Origin of the sequence: Haloarcula halobia (genome assembly GCF_029338255.1) — an archaeon.
In the GTDB taxonomy this organism is placed as follows: domain Archaea; phylum Halobacteriota; class Halobacteria; order Halobacteriales; family Haloarculaceae; genus Haloarcula; species Haloarcula halobia.
Genome location: NZ_CP119787.1, coordinates 912,660 through 927,282 on the forward strand (window position 1 = coordinate 912,660; position 14,623 = coordinate 927,282).

At 67.1% G+C, this 14,623-nt stretch carries 19 protein-coding genes and 1 tRNA gene; 9 read left to right on the plus strand and 11 right to left on the minus strand.

All coding sequences use genetic code 11. The features are described from left to right. Positions 1-52 precede the first annotated feature (52 nt). Positions 53-496 (plus strand): DUF5790 family protein, encoded by a 444-nt coding sequence (locus tag P1K88_RS04815; protein ID WP_276412976.1) that lies wholly within the window; start codon positions 53-55, stop codon positions 494-496. A 6-nt stretch (positions 497-502) separates the two neighbouring features. On the opposite strand, the gene P1K88_RS04820 is transcribed toward P1K88_RS04815, so the two are convergent. Beyond that, entirely contained in the window at positions 503-1,216 is a 714-nt protein-coding gene (locus tag P1K88_RS04820; protein WP_276412977.1) for a creatininase family protein, read from the minus strand. A 317-nt stretch (positions 1,217-1,533) separates the two neighbouring features. On the opposite strand from P1K88_RS04820, the gene P1K88_RS04825 reads away from it, so the two are divergent. Continuing rightward, positions 1,534-1,607 (plus strand) — tRNA-Phe (locus tag P1K88_RS04825). 58 nt (positions 1,608-1,665) lie between these two features. Here the strand turns inward: P1K88_RS04825 and P1K88_RS04830 are convergent. Then, positions 1,666-2,613: a hypothetical protein gene (locus tag P1K88_RS04830; RefSeq protein WP_276412979.1), complete on the minus strand. Its 948-nt coding sequence runs from the start codon at positions 2,611-2,613 to the stop codon at positions 1,666-1,668. 298 nt (positions 2,614-2,911) lie between these two features. After that, complete coding sequence (locus tag P1K88_RS04835) at positions 2,912-3,424, minus strand: hypothetical protein (protein ID WP_276412981.1); 513 nt, start codon at positions 3,422-3,424, stop codon at positions 2,912-2,914. Between the two features lie 161 nt (positions 3,425-3,585). Between P1K88_RS04835 and P1K88_RS04840 the strand changes: the two genes are divergently transcribed. From P1K88_RS04840 to P1K88_RS04850, 3 genes are read left to right on the plus strand one after another with little or no spacing between them, the layout of a single operon-like run. Beyond that, positions 3,586-3,780, plus strand: a complete 195-nt coding sequence (locus P1K88_RS04840; RefSeq protein ID WP_276276288.1) for a cold-shock protein — start codon at positions 3,586-3,588, stop codon at positions 3,778-3,780. A 2-nt stretch (positions 3,781-3,782) separates the two neighbouring features. Then, on the plus strand, positions 3,783-3,977 hold the full coding sequence (locus tag P1K88_RS04845; RefSeq protein WP_276235313.1) for a cold-shock protein: 195 nt from the start codon (positions 3,783-3,785) through the stop codon (positions 3,975-3,977). Positions 3,978-3,979: 2 nt separating this feature from the next. Further along, positions 3,980-4,174, plus strand: a complete 195-nt coding sequence (locus P1K88_RS04850; RefSeq protein WP_276412983.1) for a cold-shock protein — start codon at positions 3,980-3,982, stop codon at positions 4,172-4,174. Positions 4,175-4,238: 64 nt separating this feature from the next. Here the strand turns inward: P1K88_RS04850 and P1K88_RS04855 are convergent, their stop codons facing one another. Continuing rightward, the gene (locus tag P1K88_RS04855) at positions 4,239-4,982 is read right to left on the minus strand and encodes a DUF429 domain-containing protein (protein WP_276412984.1); all 744 of its coding nucleotides are present in this window, start codon (positions 4,980-4,982) and stop codon (positions 4,239-4,241) included. Positions 4,983-5,039: 57 nt separating this feature from the next. Next, positions 5,040-5,225: a hypothetical protein gene (locus P1K88_RS04860; protein WP_276412985.1), complete on the minus strand. Its 186-nt coding sequence runs from the start codon at positions 5,223-5,225 to the stop codon at positions 5,040-5,042. A 278-nt stretch (positions 5,226-5,503) separates the two neighbouring features. Here P1K88_RS04860 and P1K88_RS04865 point away from each other — a divergent pair, with 278 nt between their 5' ends. From P1K88_RS04865 to P1K88_RS04875, 3 genes are all read left to right on the plus strand, one after another. Continuing rightward, positions 5,504-6,211: a nucleotidyltransferase family protein gene (locus tag P1K88_RS04865; RefSeq protein ID WP_276412987.1), complete on the plus strand. Its 708-nt coding sequence runs from the start codon at positions 5,504-5,506 to the stop codon at positions 6,209-6,211. Positions 6,212-6,251: 40 nt separating this feature from the next. Continuing rightward, positions 6,252-6,932, plus strand: a complete 681-nt coding sequence (locus P1K88_RS04870; protein WP_276412988.1) for a DUF4864 domain-containing protein — start codon at positions 6,252-6,254, stop codon at positions 6,930-6,932. 132 nt (positions 6,933-7,064) lie between these two features. Beyond that, the gene (locus P1K88_RS04875) at positions 7,065-8,078 is read left to right on the plus strand and encodes a lysylphosphatidylglycerol synthase domain-containing protein (protein ID WP_276412990.1); all 1,014 of its coding nucleotides are present in this window, start codon (positions 7,065-7,067) and stop codon (positions 8,076-8,078) included. A 19-nt stretch (positions 8,079-8,097) separates the two neighbouring features. On the opposite strand, the gene P1K88_RS04880 is transcribed toward P1K88_RS04875, so the two are convergent. Next, complete coding sequence (locus P1K88_RS04880) at positions 8,098-8,568, minus strand: type IV pilin N-terminal domain-containing protein (RefSeq protein WP_276412992.1); 471 nt, start codon at positions 8,566-8,568, stop codon at positions 8,098-8,100. A gap of 95 nt (positions 8,569-8,663) precedes the next feature. Beyond that, the gene (locus P1K88_RS04885; protein ID WP_276412993.1) at positions 8,664-9,782 is read right to left on the minus strand and encodes a glutathione S-transferase family protein; all 1,119 of its coding nucleotides are present in this window, start codon (positions 9,780-9,782) and stop codon (positions 8,664-8,666) included. Between the two features lie 185 nt (positions 9,783-9,967). Between P1K88_RS04885 and P1K88_RS04890 the strand changes: the two genes are divergently transcribed. Then, entirely contained in the window at positions 9,968-10,501 is a 534-nt protein-coding gene (locus P1K88_RS04890) for a 50S ribosomal protein L16 (protein WP_276412994.1), read from the plus strand. 381 nt (positions 10,502-10,882) lie between these two features. On the opposite strand, the gene P1K88_RS04895 is transcribed toward P1K88_RS04890, so the two are convergent. The 4 genes from P1K88_RS04895 to P1K88_RS04910 form a co-directional block, all read right to left on the minus strand. Next, positions 10,883-11,314, minus strand: a complete 432-nt coding sequence (locus tag P1K88_RS04895) for an EamA family transporter (protein ID WP_276412996.1) — start codon at positions 11,312-11,314, stop codon at positions 10,883-10,885. 115 nt (positions 11,315-11,429) lie between these two features. Beyond that, positions 11,430-12,581: an ABC transporter permease gene (locus P1K88_RS04900; RefSeq protein ID WP_276412998.1), complete on the minus strand. Its 1,152-nt coding sequence runs from the start codon at positions 12,579-12,581 to the stop codon at positions 11,430-11,432. A gap of 73 nt (positions 12,582-12,654) precedes the next feature. Beyond that, the gene (locus tag P1K88_RS04905) at positions 12,655-13,833 is read right to left on the minus strand and encodes an ABC transporter permease (protein WP_276412999.1); all 1,179 of its coding nucleotides are present in this window, start codon (positions 13,831-13,833) and stop codon (positions 12,655-12,657) included. Positions 13,834-13,855: 22 nt separating this feature from the next. Then, positions 13,856-14,623, minus strand: coding sequence for an ABC transporter ATP-binding protein (locus P1K88_RS04910; protein ID WP_379786730.1), 768 nt, complete (start codon positions 14,621-14,623; stop codon positions 13,856-13,858).

Consider the following 14,623-nt stretch of genomic DNA (forward strand, 5'->3'; position numbering starts at 1 on the left):
CACTTTCACTTTCAGGCGGGCTTTTAATCCCTCTGGGTGTCAACTGTGAACTATGACACAGACCAGTCTGGACGACGACGAACTGTTCGGCGAGGCGGCCTCGGAGATGCGCTCCGACGTCGAGGCGTCGCTCGACGAGGCCCGGGCCGCGCTCCCCGACGCCGACGCCGTCTGGGACGTCGAGGCAGACAACACGCTCGGCGTGCTCAACGCCCTGAAGACCGCGCTGGACGTCGGCGACGCCGAGGAGCACCTGCGCGACGCCAAGAAGTGGTACACGATGGGCGAACGCGCCGACGCCTTCGAGGACGCCGAGGACCTCGCCGAGGACATCGAGACCGTCGAGGACCTCATCGCCGACGTCGCAGACGCCCGCGACCAGGTCGGCGACCTCACCGCCACGGTTCCACAGCTGCGCAGCACGTTAGAGGAGTTCGCGGCAGACGACGAACAGGCCGACGCCGACGGCGACGCCGAGGCCGAGGCGGGCGCCTGACCCCGCCTACCGCTCTCGCGTCGCGACCCGTGCCAGCACCGTCGCGAGCGCCTCGCCCGCCTCGTCCAGCAGGTCTCGCCCCCGGTCGGCACTCGCCTCGCGCGGGTCCCCGACCGTCCCGTTCTCGCTGAACTCCGCCGTGTCGTAGGCCAGGTTGACGCCTTCGACCCACTCGCCCCAGCCGTCGGCACCGCCCTCGGCGGCCCCGTCCAGTCGGGTCTCGTCGACGCTGTCGGGGTCGGTGTGCCGGAGTAGACTGGTCTCGACGGGACCGCCGTGGCCCATGTCCGGCGCGTCGACGGCGTCGAACCAGGTGAACGGGACCGCGTAGGCCTCGTCGTGTCGACTGACTGCTCCACAGACCTCCCTGAGGGCATCCACGTTGCCCCCGTGGCCGTTGACGGCGACCACCCGGTCCCAGCCGTGGTGGGCGAGACTCCCCACCGTCTCGCGGACGTAGTCCCGGAAGGTGTCCTCGCCGACCCACAGCGTCCCCGCGAAGTGGCGGTGCTCCTCGGCGACGCCGACGGGGATGGCCGGCGCGACGACCACCTCGTCCTCGTGTGCCGCCGCGCCCGCCCTGGCGACTGCCTCGGCCGTCAGCACGTCCGTCCCCAGCGGTGCGTGCGGGCCGTGCTGTTCCGTGCTCCCGACGGGCAGGACCGCCAGGTCGGTGTCGACCGCCTCGGCGTCCGGCCACGTCGCGTCCCGTAGTTCCATACGGGCGCTATGTGTCCGGGTGTACAATAATGCCCCCAGTCGTGCGAGACTCGTTAGCCTGCGAACAGGTGACGAAAGCCATTTATCCGGACCTGTGGTACCCCGTCCCATGATAGATGGGTCGACGTGTCCGGTCTGCAGCGGCCACGTCTCGACGGACAACGGCACCGACTACGAGTGCGACGACTGCGGCGCGGAGTACGACTCCGCCGACCTCTTCCTGCCGTAGTGACACGGTGACACGACCCGCGATTCGGGCGATGGCGCGCCGGCTATCGAAATCCTTTTTGATACCCTCGTCATCGATTCAGGTGCGCGCCGCCTTAGCTCAGACTGGGAGAGCACTCGACTGAAGATCGAGCTGTCCCCGGTTCAAATCCGGGAGGCGGCATTTCTGTCTCGAACGAACCACCGAGCGACGCGACTTCGGCGAGCCCCGAATCACATACTCACAGGTCGATTCCCGTCGTGTAGTTGACCGTCCTGTAACTTGGAATCGCGTAGGAGAACACGTCCTCCTCACGGAGGAGGCCGTCGAGGTCGCCGTAGCGGGACCGCATCGTCGAGTAGTCGATAGAGTCGCGGTCGCCGCGGATCCGGACCAGGTCCGATGGAATCTCGAACGTGTCCCAGCCCATCACGGCGCCGATGCGGTCGACGAGCGCCTGTACCTTCTTGGTCCGCGGGTCGCTGAACTCGCACTGCCATCCGTTCAGCGAGTGGTGACTCGAGGTGGTCCCCCCGCTGGTGCCGCCGTGGGAGAAGCCGGCCGTCTCGAGGCGCGGGTAGACCTCGTCGCGGATCCGCGTCTCGAAGGCCTCCGTCTGGATCTCCTCGAGCGCGTCGACGAGCCAGTCCATCGGCAGGCAGTTCTCGACCCACTCGGAGACGTTGTCGCCGTAGTTGTGCGACTGGCCGTTGATCCACGCCGAGTCGGCAGCGAGCAGGAGGGCCCGCTGGAGCGGCGAGAAGTCGGCCGCGCCGTGCAGCCACAGCAGGAAGTGGATCGTCCCGAGCGGGTACTTCCGCGTGAACTGCTCGCGTGACACTCCGCGGACCTCGTTGAGGTTGCAGGACCGCTCGAGGCCTGCGAGGACCTCGTCGGCCGTCCCCCGGACGATGTGGTGGCCCACGCTGCGGATCGTCGGCCGGGACACGTCCAGGTCGACCCAGACCGCGTCCCGGGCCGCCGTGCGGTCGGTGTAGTATACCTCCTGGAACCCCGTGTAGAAGCCGACGACGGTCCAGTCGAGGCGGTCGCTGAGGAACGCGGCCGAGAGGAGCGCGTCGAGGTCGCCGCCGACGACCATGTCCTGGTCCGTCGCGTCGAGAAAGGGGTACGCCGATCGCAACTCGGTTGCCGATAGCGACTCCCGTGGCTGCCGTCCCGGTGTCATGTAGTTCGTTCGGCGCTACCGGGCGCTGAAAGATAAGCCTTGACCACGGCGGGACGGCCCGATATCATCCCCAAGATGATATATTGTCCGCCGGGGCGTAGACACCGGGATGACACCCGGATAGACGCGGAGAGACGTCGTCCGGATGAGTGGGCTCGGTGCGGCGCTGTTGCTCGCCGGGTGTTCGGGCGGTGGCGACGCTACGAGCGAGGGTGACACGGCCGACGCAGGGAACCCGTGGTGTGGCCGGGCCATATGGTCGGAGTCGCTCGGACCGCGCGTTGGTCAGCGCCCGGGGTCAGTACTGGTAGACTGCGTTGGCGATGCCGGCCGTCTGGCCGACGTTCGTGGCGGTTAGTCCGGCGAGCAATCCCACCCCGGAGAGACCGAGGAGCAACGTCCCGGCGTAGACGACGGCCCCCGCGACGCTCAGTATCGCGCCCACGCTGTACACCCATGGCGCCGCCGCGACGTGCTGGCCGGTGTAGGCCAGTCCAGCGGCGGGGATCAGCATCCAGGCGACGACGGTCAGCGACAGGAGCGGGTCGACCGGTGGGGTAGCCAGCAGGCCCGCGGTCCCGACGAGCGTCGCGCCGAGGCCCGCGAGCAAGACGAGCTTCCACGCACGCAACACCCCCTCGGACATCTCTCCCCAGGAGAGGGCGGTGAAGGCGACGAGGATGGCGTCCATCACGAGGTGAGCGATGAGGACGGTCCGCAGGGTCACGACGTCGAGGTGGGCCGCCGTGGCGAAGGTCCACGCCAGGGGCACCAGGACCACGGGGCCGTTCTCGCGAGCACGGTGGAGCATACCCGACGCCTCGTCGCGGACCTACAAGAACGGTCGGGCTGTGAACTGCATGTGTGTCGTTCTCTGTCAAGATTCGGCCGCTGTCCGTCGGTTCCGTCGATCCGAGCGGCGATACGCGTACCGACACCGTTATCCGTGGTACTGGCGTCTGTTGAGTTGCAATGGCGAAAGGAACGGTTGATTTCTTCAACGACACGGGCGGTTACGGTTTCATCGAGACTGAGGACGCGGACGAGGACGTTTTCTTCCACATGGAGGACGTTGGCGGCCCTGACCTCGAAGAGGGACAGGAACTCGAATTCGACATCGAGCAGGCCGACAAAGGCCCGCGCGCGACCAACGTCACCCGGCTCTAACGATGGCAACAGGCAAAGTAGACTTCTTCAACGACACTGGCGGTTACGGTTTCATCGAGACCGAGGACTCCGACGAAGACGTCTTCTTCCACATGGAGGACGTCGGCGGCCCCGACCTCGAGGAAGGGCAGGAAGTCGAGTTCGACATCGAACAGGCGGACAAGGGTCCGCGCGCGACCAACGTCACCCGGCTCTAACGATGGCAACAGGCAAAGTAGACTTCTTCAACGACACTGGCGGTTACGGTTTCATCGAGACCGAGGACGAAGACGACGACGTCTTCTTCCACATGGAGGACGTCGGCGGCCCCGACCTCGAGGAAGGGCAGGACGTCGAGTTCGACATCGAGCAGGCGGACAAGGGTCCGCGCGCGACCAACCTCACGCGGCTGTAAGGCGGTTTCTGCAGCCAGCAATACTCACCCACTCCCGAGCACCAGCAGTCGTCGCCGTCGCGGCTCAGGCGTCGACCAGCGGCGCGTCCGCACGATAGACCAGCTCCATCGGGAGGCCGCGCCGGTCGGTCGGCGGATCGGCCGGCAGGGTCCTGAGCGTTCCCGACCCCGGCTGGGCGGTGTAGGCGAGCACCACCGCGTCGAGGACGTCCGCGACGGTCACGGCTGCCCCGTCGGTGGACTCGGCGGCCTTCTGGACGGTGGGTGCGGCGTCGCGGTCGTAGCGCGCCAGCGTCCGCATCCGCTCGGCGTAGCCCGCGGCCGTCCCCCGGGCGTACTCGAGTGGGTCGTCGGTGAAGGCCCGGAAACACAGTTCGGGATGGGTCGACCTGACCACTGCCGCGGCCTCCGGAATCTCCTGGAGCAGTTCGTCCAGCATAGCGATGCCGTCGCTGAGTGCGAAGGCGGCCTCCGAGAGCGAGTCGCCGCTCTTTCGCTCGTGGACGCGGTTCCCCGTCGAGTAGCGGCGCTTGCGCGTGGCCTCGCGGACCGGCGGCGTCAACACGGCGACGTCGCGCGGTCCGAGTACCGACCGCGCCAGCGCGTCACACTCCCGGGTCGGGTCGCCCGACTCGACGAGGCCGACGGGCAACGAGACCAGGATGCGCCGGGCCGTCTCCTCGTAGCGGGCCCAGCACTCCCCGATGCCGTCGAAGACCTCGGCGTGATCGAAGCCCGACCTGGTAAAGCCCACGGCGAGCCACGCCCCCTCGTTCCAGACGACGCCGACGTACCGTTTCGCGGCCATCGATTGGTATCGGTCATCGGCCGACAAAAGCCTGACCCGTCGGTGGTCGTGTGCCGCTCAGTCCGTGCCGAACTTCGTGAGCTCCGTCAGTGGCACCAGTCGGTGCTCGATGGTCGGCTTCGTGTACCCCGCAGACTCCTCGGTGTGGCCGCTCGTGTAGACGGCGACCTTCTGCTGGAGGACGTGTGGGACCCCCTCGTTGTTGCGGATGACGTCCACCGACTGCCACGCTTCGCTCTCCATGCGGTTCCGTCACACGCGCCGGGCACCTGGGTCTTTCCCCGGGCGCACCCGACGGAGACGGTCTTCGGCCGTGCGCCACAGTGCGGACAACACGGCGTCTCCCAGCGCTCCTCGCTGAGCCCCCGTACGTGCTCGAGCGGATGGCCGCCTCCGCCTGGACCGCCCGGTCACAGGTCTCACACTCGACGGACGACCGCTCCATGTTCGTTCCTCGGGATTTGTGACGGAAAATTGCGTTGGCCGGCAGACCCTTCCGCCGTGCCCCTCTGGCCACCTGTATGGACGGCGTGGTACTCGCGGCGGGCGAGGGCACGCGGCTGCGCCCGCTCACCGCCGAGCGACCGAAGGGACTGGTCACCGTCGCCGGACGACCCTTGCTCTCGCACTGCTTCGACGCCCTGCGGTCGGTCGGCGTCGACCGACTCGTGGTCGTCGTCGGCTACCGGGGCGACGACATCGTCGACCGCTACGGCGACGCCTACGAGGCGACGCCGCTCGCGTACGTCCGCCAGGACGAGCGCCTCGGCCTCGCCCACGCGCTCCGGCAGGCGCTCCCGGCCGTCGAGGGCACGTTCGTCGTGATGAACGGCGACAACGTCTGCCGGGCGAACCTCGGGGCCGTCCTCGACCGCCACCGCGAGACGGACGCCGCCGCGACGCTACTCGTCGAGGACGTCTCCCGCGAGGAAGCCAGCGAGACGGGCGTCGTCGAGACGGGACCCGACGGCCGCGTGACCGGCGTCGTCGAGAAACCCGACGACCCGCCCTCGACGCTCGTCAGTCGCGGCTTCTACGTCTTCGGGCCGGCCATCGAGCCCGCGTGCCAGCTCGTCACGCCCTCGGCCCGCGGCGAGTACGAGCTCCCCGACGCCATCGACCTGCTGTGTACCGCCGGCCACCACGTCGAGGCCGTCGAACTCGACGGCTGGTGTCACAACGTGAACGAACCGGCCGACAGGGCCCGTGTCGAGGACCGGCTGGGCTGACCGACGGAACAGCGAAGAGGCTCGCCACCGTTGGCTCTGTATGGCTCTCTCGCGTCCGCGAGTCGCCACGGTGGCGCTGGCGGCCCTCGTGGCGCTGTCCGGCTGTGCCGGGCTCTTCGGCGGCGACGGCACCACGTCCACGGCACAGCCGGTGACGCCCGCGCCGGTGCCCGAGGACGCGGGACGGACTACGCCGACCGCATCCGCCGCGACGGCCACGCCGACCCTGTCGACGTCGCCACCCAACGGGCGCGCGCTCGCCGGCGCGGTGCCGCCGCGCGACTACTGGGCCGGCATCGCCGCCGACACGAACGGGACGGCCGTCTCACAGCCCCGATACTTCTCCCTGCATCCGACCTGTGAGCGCCCGCCGGGCCAGGTCATCCACATCCAGGTGGCCGCGCTGGGCAACAACGACCCGACCACCGACGAGGGCCTCAACACAACCTGGCGGTTCCTCGCTCCCACCTACCGGCAGTCCTTTGCCACCCCCGACGGGTTCGCCGACGCGTTCGCCGTCGGGTACCGGCCCCTGTTTACCGCCCGCGCCGTCGCATACGGCCCGCTCGACCGCGACGGCGACCTCGCCACGCAGCGGGTCAGCGTGCTGGGCCCGGACGGCACGACGACGAGTTACACCTGGCGCGTCCAGAACCAGACGGCGGCCCCGTACGAGGGGTGCTGGATGACGACGGGCGTGACGCCGGTGACGAGTCAGTGAGACCGGTCCCGGCGTGGGGCGTCCCGCAACAGAGATTCGTCCCGGCAACGCCCGCGACGTGGGCCGGGGACTACATAGCGATATATAGCCAACATAGGAACCATGAAACTGGCGTCTCCGTACGTTCCGCCAGTGACTCCCTCGAGACGCGACCTCGCCCGGTTCCTCCTGGGGACCGCCGTCGGCGTCGGCTCCCTGGGCGTCTACCTCCGGGCCGTCGGCGCCGACCAGGTCCTCGGGCGAGCGTCGACCATCGCCGGCCCCGCCCTCGCTGCCGTCGTCCTCCTCGTCGTCGCCGAGGCGTTCGCCGACGGTATCGGTGTCTGGGCGTCGGTTCGGCCGCTCGGTGACGGCCTCTCGCCGGCCCAGAGCGTCCAGTTCGCGCTCGCGGGCGACTTCTTCGATACGCTCAGCCCCGCCGGGCCGGTGAGCTCCGAACCGATCATGGCGCGGTTCATCGGCGTCACGACGGAGACGAGCTACGGCGAGGCGCTGGGCGTCCGCGGCGTCGCGAAGTACGTGAAATCGGGCGCGCAACTGGCCGTCTCGACAGTCCTGGCCGCCGTCCTCCTGCTGGGGACGCCGTCGGCGACGGTCCTGCTCACGACGCTCGGCGGCGCGCTCCTCGGCCTGCTGCTCGTCGGCGCGGTGACGGTCCGGTCCCGGCGGGTGCTCTCTGCGGCGCTAGTCCCGGTCCTGACGCCGGCGGTCGGGCTGGTCTCCTCGCTGTACCGGGAGGTCCCTCACGACCGGGCGACCGTCGTCGCCGCGGTCGACCGGTTCTGGGCCCGCATCGTCAGGTTCCGGGACCGGCCCGGCCTGCTCGCGCTCGTCGCACTCGGCGGCGTCACGGAACAGGCACTCACCGCGGCGGCGCTGTGGGTCGCCTTCGCCGGCACCGGGACGGCGGTGCCGCTGTTGCCCATCGTCGCGCTCGTCCCGCTGCCACAGGTGGCCAGTGCCGTCCCGATTCCGGCCAGCATCGGCGCCTACGACGTGTTGCTCGCCGGCGCACTGGCCGTCGTCACCGGTGTCCCGGCCGCCGTGACGGCCACGCCCGTCCTCGTCGTCCGGACGCTGAGTATCCCGCTGGCGCTCTCGGCCGGCGGCGTCGCTGCGGCGTTCCTGCGTGGCTGGCGTCCCTGAGCGCGGCCCGCGGGCCGTCCTATCGCTGACTCGGGGCCGGCCACCGGTAGATGACGTAGGTCTCGGTCTCCTCGTCGGTGTTCGCCTCCCAGACGAGTCGGAGCGTCGCCTCGCTCAGGTCCAGGTGCGCCCCGGCGCCGACGCCGCTGAAGTGGTCGGCGTGGATGGATAGCTCGGTCCCGGCCGTGATGCGCGTCGGCGCCTGTGCCCCGAGCGGGTCCCCCGTCAGCGTCGCGGCGCCGCCGTCCGAACTCCTCGCGTCGCTGACGACGAGAGTGAGGTCGGCCCGCTCGAGCGTGTCGCCGCTCTCGAAACTCAGGTTCAGGTACTCGCCGTTGCCGTCGGTTCGCTCGCTGTACTCGGCGACGATGGCGACCTGTGGGGCCTGCGTGGGTTCCTGCTCGCCGAAGGAGACGACGTACGCCCCGATGACCGCTCCGAGGACGACGACGATGGCGACCATCAGGACGACGCCGACGACCGGACTCACACCACGGTTGGACTCCCACGGCCCGTTCATTGACGGGTGTCCGTGGCACTGTCGGATATACTCCCCGCACCCCTCTCAGGCTCAGAGAACGCCAGTCAGACTGTCACGACGAGGTCGGCGGGCGGTTCCCCCGGCAGGTCGTCCCGGTCGTGGGCGGCCTCGAAGTCGGGCTCGGGCCCCTTCGGGACGATGCGCTTGGGGCTGACGTCCGGGTGGGTCGTGTAGTAGTGTTCCTTGATGTGGGTCATGTTCACCGTCTCCGCCACGCCGGGCTCGCGGCTCGCTTCGTCTTCGCGGGTCGTCTCTCCCCGCTCAGACGTATCGAGGTCGCTTTGCGACCTCGCACTCCCCGTTCGCTCGCCCGTCGTCCCCTCACTCCGTTCGGCGACGCCCGTCTGATAGAGGTCGCGAAGGTACGGCCAGAGGTTGTCGTACTCCCGGATGAGTTTGTGGTTGCACATGAAGTGCGTGTGGTACACCTCGTCGAAGCGCACGAGCGTGGTGAACATACAGATGTCCGCCTCGGTCAGACGGTCGCCGGCGAGGTACCGCTGGTCCTCGAGCACCGAGTCCCAGTGGTCCAGCGCGTCGAACAGCTCCTCGACGGCGCTGTCGTAGGCGGCCTGCGAGTTGGCGAACCCACAGCGATAGACGCCGTTGTTGATCGGTTCGTAGATGCGCTCGATGACGTCGTCGACCTCGTCCCGGTACCCCGCCGGATACAGGTCGACGTCGTTGTCGGCGACCGCGTCGAACTCGGTGTCGAGCATCCGGAGGATCTCTTTCGACTCGTTGTTGACGATGGTCTCCTCTTTCGTGTCCCAGAGGACCGGGACGGTCACGCGACACGTGGCGTCGGGGTCGGCTTTCACGTACAGTTCCCGGAGGTAGTCAGAGCCGTGCAGCGAGTCCTCGGTACAGCCCGCTTTCTCGGGGGTGAACTGCCAGCCGTCCTCGGCCCGGTAGGGGTCGACGATGTCGACGCTGATGGCGTCCTCAAGCCCCTTCAGTTTCCGGACCAGCAGCGTCCGGTGAGCCCACGGACAGGCCAGCGAGACGTACAGGTGATAGCGCCCCGGCTCCGGCTGGAACCGGGCGTCGGGGTCGTCGCGGACCCAGTTCCGGAAGGTCGTGTCTTGCCGATCGAACTCGCCGTCCTCGTTCGTGCTCTCGTAGGCGTCGGTGCGCCACTCGCCGTCGACGAGCATGTTCATGATACCGGACGAACGGGCTTGACGGGGATAAACACCCCAGGAAAGTAACCTCGGTGTCACCACCCCAGGGGGACGAAACCGTCGCCGCCTCCACCCTGTGTGTGAGACACGGCCATACAGCGACTCTCCAGCGCCCTTCGAAGCGCTTATTGGGACGCTTGGCCAGGTATGACTCAAGAGTACCCATGTCTGACAAACCCGCCTCGATGTATCGGGATATCGACAAACCCTCGTACACGCGCCGCGAGTACATCACGGGAATCCCGGGCTCGAAGATCGCACAGCACAAGATGGGACAGAAGCAAAAGGACGCCGACGACTACCCCGTCCAGATCAGCCTCATCGTCGAGGAGTCCTGCCAGCTGCGCCACGGGTCGCTCGAGGCCTCGCGCCTCTCGGCCAACCGCCACCTCATCAAACAGCTCGGGGAGGACGGCGACTACAAGATGACCCTGCGGAAGTTCCCCCACCAGGTCCTGCGCGAGAACAAGCAGGCGACCGGTGCCGGGGCCGACCGTGTCTCAGACGGGATGCGCCAGGCGTTCGGCAAGATCGTCGGCACCGCCGCCCGCATCCAGGCCGGCGAGCAGCTGTTCACCGCCTACTGCAGCGTCGAGGACGCCGGCCACGTCAAGGAGGCGTTCCGCCGCGCGTACAACAAGATCACCCCCTCGTGTCGCATCAAGGTCGAACGCGGCGAAGAGCTGCTTATCGCGTAACCACGCTTCGACAGCCAATTCTTACGTCGTCGGATGTCCTCGCGCCGCGTAGCGGCGCTGCGGACACAGCGTGTCGGCTCTGTGGCCACGTCATTCGGTTGCGGGTCGTCGGCCCGCAACCGGCCCCCTACAAGAACGTGGGAAACCTGCCACTCGCTCACGGCGCTTTGCGCCGTTCGCTTGCGGGGATACTCCGTGAACTCGCTGTTCGCGACCGGTGAAACGGATTGCCTCGCTCGCCGTATGCTCGTTGGGGCATTTCCGCTACTCGGTCATGTTGCCCCGCTCGAGTGGTGATCCGTGCTGCTTACGGGGCGCGAATCTTCCATGGAGCTCTCCCTGTGTTTCGGGGGGCTAATCGTGGTGCTCTCGTCGCTTTCGTCACGCGCCCGAAATGAAGTATACGGCCAGCATGGCGAAGAATACGCCGAGCACTTTGCGCGTGGTAAACTCCTCGCCCAAAACGAGAACCCCGATCGCCGAGGAGAAGACGAGAAACATCGCGAAGATGGGCGTGACCACGCTTACGGGGCCGAGGGACAGCGACTGGTACAACGAAATGATTCCGATCCCCAAAAAGACGCCCGCCGCGAGCACGTACGCCAGTTTCCGTGAAGACAAATACGTGACGATGCCCTGGTCCGTGTACCACAACACGCCGAGTGCCATCACGATGAGCAGGGTGTTAGAGATGACGACGGCCACATTGCTCGGAATTGCGTCGGGACCGGTCGTCGCTACGCGCATGAGTGGGGAAACGAGCGCGTACGCCCCCATCGCGAGAAGCGCGTAGTGTAGGTATGTCGCGTCCATACCCACGCCTTGCCCGATACAGACAAGTGTTTGACGACCTGCGGAGGTGGCGGGGCTCCCGTGTGAGGTCCCACCGGTGACACACCCGACCGAGCGTCGTCGATCACGAACAGCCTCAGCCACGCAGCGCGTCGACGGGACGTTCATTCGCTGCACGCCAGGCCGGATACGCCCCGGCTATGAGGCTCGTCAGTATGCCGAAGGCTGCAGCGCCGATCAGATACAGGAGCGAATCGGACGTGAACGCGAGGGGGTCGCCAAGAAATATCGCATTGGCAATCGACGCGACGGCGAAGGCGATCGTCAACCCGACGACCACGCCGATCGCTCCCAGCATAACAGCCTCGACGAGGAGAATCCGCACGATGTCGGCTTTCCCGTACCCCGTCGCCCGTAGCACGCCGATCTCTTCGCGGCGCTTGATGACCGCCATCAGCATCGTATTCGTGATCGAGACGCCAGCGACCAAAAGCGAGATGGACCCCAGTCCCGTCAGAAACACGTTGATCCCGTTGACGATCGTCTTGAGCAGTCGGACCAGGGACGTGAGTTCGAAGACCAGCAGTCGATCCTTCCGCTCGTTGAATCGTTCCCGAAGGGCATCCGCAGTGGACTCCGCCCTGTCGACGGACCGCGTTCGGACGCGGACCTGGTCGTACTCACGGGCGGGCGCTTGCTCGATCGGGAGGTACACATCACTCGAACCGAAACCCTGCGTCGCTGCGAGCACGGCGACGACCCGGTAGGTCGCTCCCGTGCCCTCGTCGAGCGCGAGCGTGAGTCGGCTTTCGGGGCCGAGTCCGTGTTCCCGGGCGAATTCGTTCGAGACTACGATGCTCCGCCGCCAGTTCTCGGGTATCTCCCCGTCGTCGATGGTGTACAGCGACCGCGGATCGTTCATGTACGTGATCGAAACGGACTCGCGGCTGTCGCCCCGTCTCACCCACTCTGCCTCACCCCCTCTGGTGGCAACGACGCCTGCCGGACCGACCGTTTCCTCGATCGCTTGCACATCCTCACGATCGAAGTGGGTAGGCTCTTTGTCGATTCCCGGGGCGACGAAGACGTCCGTCGCACCCTGCTCTTGGATGGACTGGAACTGGCTCTGCTTGAACGCCGCCCCGCCTGCCCCGATCGCCCCGATCGCGACTACGCCGATGACGATTGCTGCGGCCGCGAGTGCCGATCGGGCCTTCGCACGCGAAACGTTCCGCCACGCGATGACTACCACGGGGAATCGGCCAGTTAACCGGTAGAGTCTGCTCATCCGCGCTCACCTCGCTTGCCATCCACCTCGTCCAGTGACATCGCGGTCCAGACCGCTGGAACGGCTCTGTCCATCAGTCGAACGCCTCCGCAGGTCGTTTGTTCGCGGCCTTCCACGCTGGATAGACGCCGGCGACGAGCGCGGTCGCAATCCCAACGAGGAAACCGACACCGACGTACTGCAACCCGGCCCGGGTGAACGCGAGTGGATCGCCGACGAGGAACACGTTGATCACCGCGCCGATACCGAGAGCGATCGGCACGCCAATCACGCCCCCGATGACGCCGAGTATCGTCGCTTCGGCGACGAGCATGCGAACCACGGCGCCTCTGGTGTACCCCACCGCACGCAGGACACCGATCTCCCCCTCACGTTCGATGACGGACATCAGCAGTGTATTGGCGATCGTGACACCCGCGACGAGCAGCGAAATAGCGCCCACGCCGATGAGGAACTGGTTGACCGTCTCGAACGACTGCTCGAACTGCTCGCGCTGTTGCTGGACCTGTTGGACGGAGACCGTCCGCCTGCGTGAATTGAATTCCGTCTCGATATCGGTAGCTGCCCCGGCGACCGAGCCCGCTGACGGGTCGACTCTCACGATCACTTCGTCGTACGTCGCGTCTTCGAACCTCGAGACGGGAACGAAGACCGACCGATCGGCCGAAAGCGGGTCAGCAAACCCCTGTGGTCGAAGGACCGCCGCAACCGGGAATGTCCCTTCGAGTTCGTCCTCCACGATGACCGTCATCTGATCCCCGGGCTCGATGTCGTTGTCGGCGGCAATCCGCGAACCGACGATGACGCTGCGCCGCCAGTTTTCCGGGACCGACCCGTTGGCAGTCCCGTAGAACGTACCGGGGTCCGCTATCCCTTTGACCTGCGCGGTGACGACGGTCTCCCCGGCTGGAGTGCGGACGAGCGAGCCGAACGGCTGGACGACGGGGATGACCGTCGCACCCGCTGCCGCCCGGCGCATCCGGGCGACTTCCGCCTCGGAGAAGTTACGGTTGGGGTCCTCGGCCTCTGGATACACGACGGGATGGACAGTCGCCGTCCCCCCGAACCCCTCGTACGCCGCGACCTGGTTCTGTTTGAAGGCTTCTCCCCCGATGCCGATAGCCCCGACGGCCACGACTCCGATGACGACAGCGACGACAGCCAGAGTCGACCGTGCGGTCGCCCGGGAGACGTTCCGACGCGCCAGCAAGACAGTCGGTGCGAGGGCAACGATGCGTCTGAGCCCGCTCATCGACGAGCGGTCTCGATCGTCACTATTCCTGCTCACGAGCCCCTCCGTCGGCGCTTGCGGCCGTGTCTGGCACACGGAGGTTGCCGTCGACTAGATTGACCACTCGGTCGGCGGCCTCCGCGACGTACTCGTCGTGAGTGACCATCACGACGGCAACCCCCTCTTCAGCGCGGAGCTCCTCGAACAGATCGAGGATCTGATCACCGGTGTCGCGGTCGAGATTTCCCGTCGGTTCGTCCGCTAGCACGAGTTCTGGGTCGTTGATCAGCGAGCGAGCGATCGCGACCCGCTGTTTCTGTCCGCCCGAGAGTTCGTCTGGTGTGTGATCTAGCCGGTCGCTCAGTCCGACTCGTTCCAGGAGTTCGATCGCTCGGTCGCGCGTCTTCCGGGGGGTCCGATCGAGCATTCGGGGCATCTCGACGTTCTCGAGCGCCGTCAGCGTGGGAATGAGGTAATAGCTCTGGAAGACGAAACCGATCGTCTGTTTTCGCTCGCGGTTGCGTTCGCTGTCCGAGAGCGTTGCGACGTCCTGATTCCTGAGGCGGATCTCGCCCGACGTGGGGACGTCCAAGAGACCCAGCAGGTTCAGGAGCGTCGACTTGCCGCTGCCGGAGGGACCGACGATAGCGACTGAGTCGGCCGTATCGATCCGGAAGTTGATCCGCTTGAGCGCGCGGATCGTCTGCCCACCGGTCTGGTACTCCTTGACCACGTTCGTGCCACTGATGAGCGGCGTCCCCGTGAGGTCTTCCGTGCCATCGCCGTCTCCTGGTCGGTCGTCGACGGGCAC

Coding starts and splice junctions, on each gene's coding strand:
- P1K88_RS04835 (WP_276412981.1), bottom strand. CDS start 3,424: ATGCTCCACCGTGCTCGCGAGAACGGCCCCGTGGTCCTGGTGCCCCTG.
- P1K88_RS04850 (WP_276412983.1), top strand. CDS start 3,980: ATGGCAACAGGCAAAGTAGACTTCTTCAACGACACTGGCGGTTACGGT.
- P1K88_RS04885 (WP_276412993.1), bottom strand. CDS start 9,782: ATGAACATGCTCGTCGACGGCGAGTGGCGCACCGACGCCTACGAGAGC.
- P1K88_RS04900 (WP_276412998.1), bottom strand. CDS start 12,581: ATGAGCAGACTCTACCGGTTAACTGGCCGATTCCCCGTGGTAGTCATC.
- P1K88_RS04895 (WP_276412996.1), bottom strand. CDS start 11,314: ATGGACGCGACATACCTACACTACGCGCTTCTCGCGATGGGGGCGTAC.
- P1K88_RS04845 (WP_276235313.1), top strand. CDS start 3,783: ATGGCAACAGGCAAAGTAGACTTCTTCAACGACACTGGCGGTTACGGT.
- P1K88_RS04890 (WP_276412994.1), top strand. CDS start 9,968: ATGTCTGACAAACCCGCCTCGATGTATCGGGATATCGACAAACCCTCG.
- P1K88_RS04815 (WP_276412976.1), top strand. CDS start 53: ATGACACAGACCAGTCTGGACGACGACGAACTGTTCGGCGAGGCGGCC.
- P1K88_RS04840 (WP_276276288.1), top strand. CDS start 3,586: ATGGCGAAAGGAACGGTTGATTTCTTCAACGACACGGGCGGTTACGGT.
- P1K88_RS04855 (WP_276412984.1), bottom strand. CDS start 4,982: ATGGCCGCGAAACGGTACGTCGGCGTCGTCTGGAACGAGGGGGCGTGG.
- P1K88_RS04870 (WP_276412988.1), top strand. CDS start 6,252: ATGGCTCTCTCGCGTCCGCGAGTCGCCACGGTGGCGCTGGCGGCCCTC.
- P1K88_RS04830 (WP_276412979.1), bottom strand. CDS start 2,613: ATGACACCGGGACGGCAGCCACGGGAGTCGCTATCGGCAACCGAGTTG.
- P1K88_RS04860 (WP_276412985.1), bottom strand. CDS start 5,225: ATGGAGAGCGAAGCGTGGCAGTCGGTGGACGTCATCCGCAACAACGAG.
- P1K88_RS04820 (WP_276412977.1), bottom strand. CDS start 1,216: ATGGAACTACGGGACGCGACGTGGCCGGACGCCGAGGCGGTCGACACC.
- P1K88_RS04905 (WP_276412999.1), bottom strand. CDS start 13,833: ATGAGCGGGCTCAGACGCATCGTTGCCCTCGCACCGACTGTCTTGCTG.
- P1K88_RS04865 (WP_276412987.1), top strand. CDS start 5,504: ATGGACGGCGTGGTACTCGCGGCGGGCGAGGGCACGCGGCTGCGCCCG.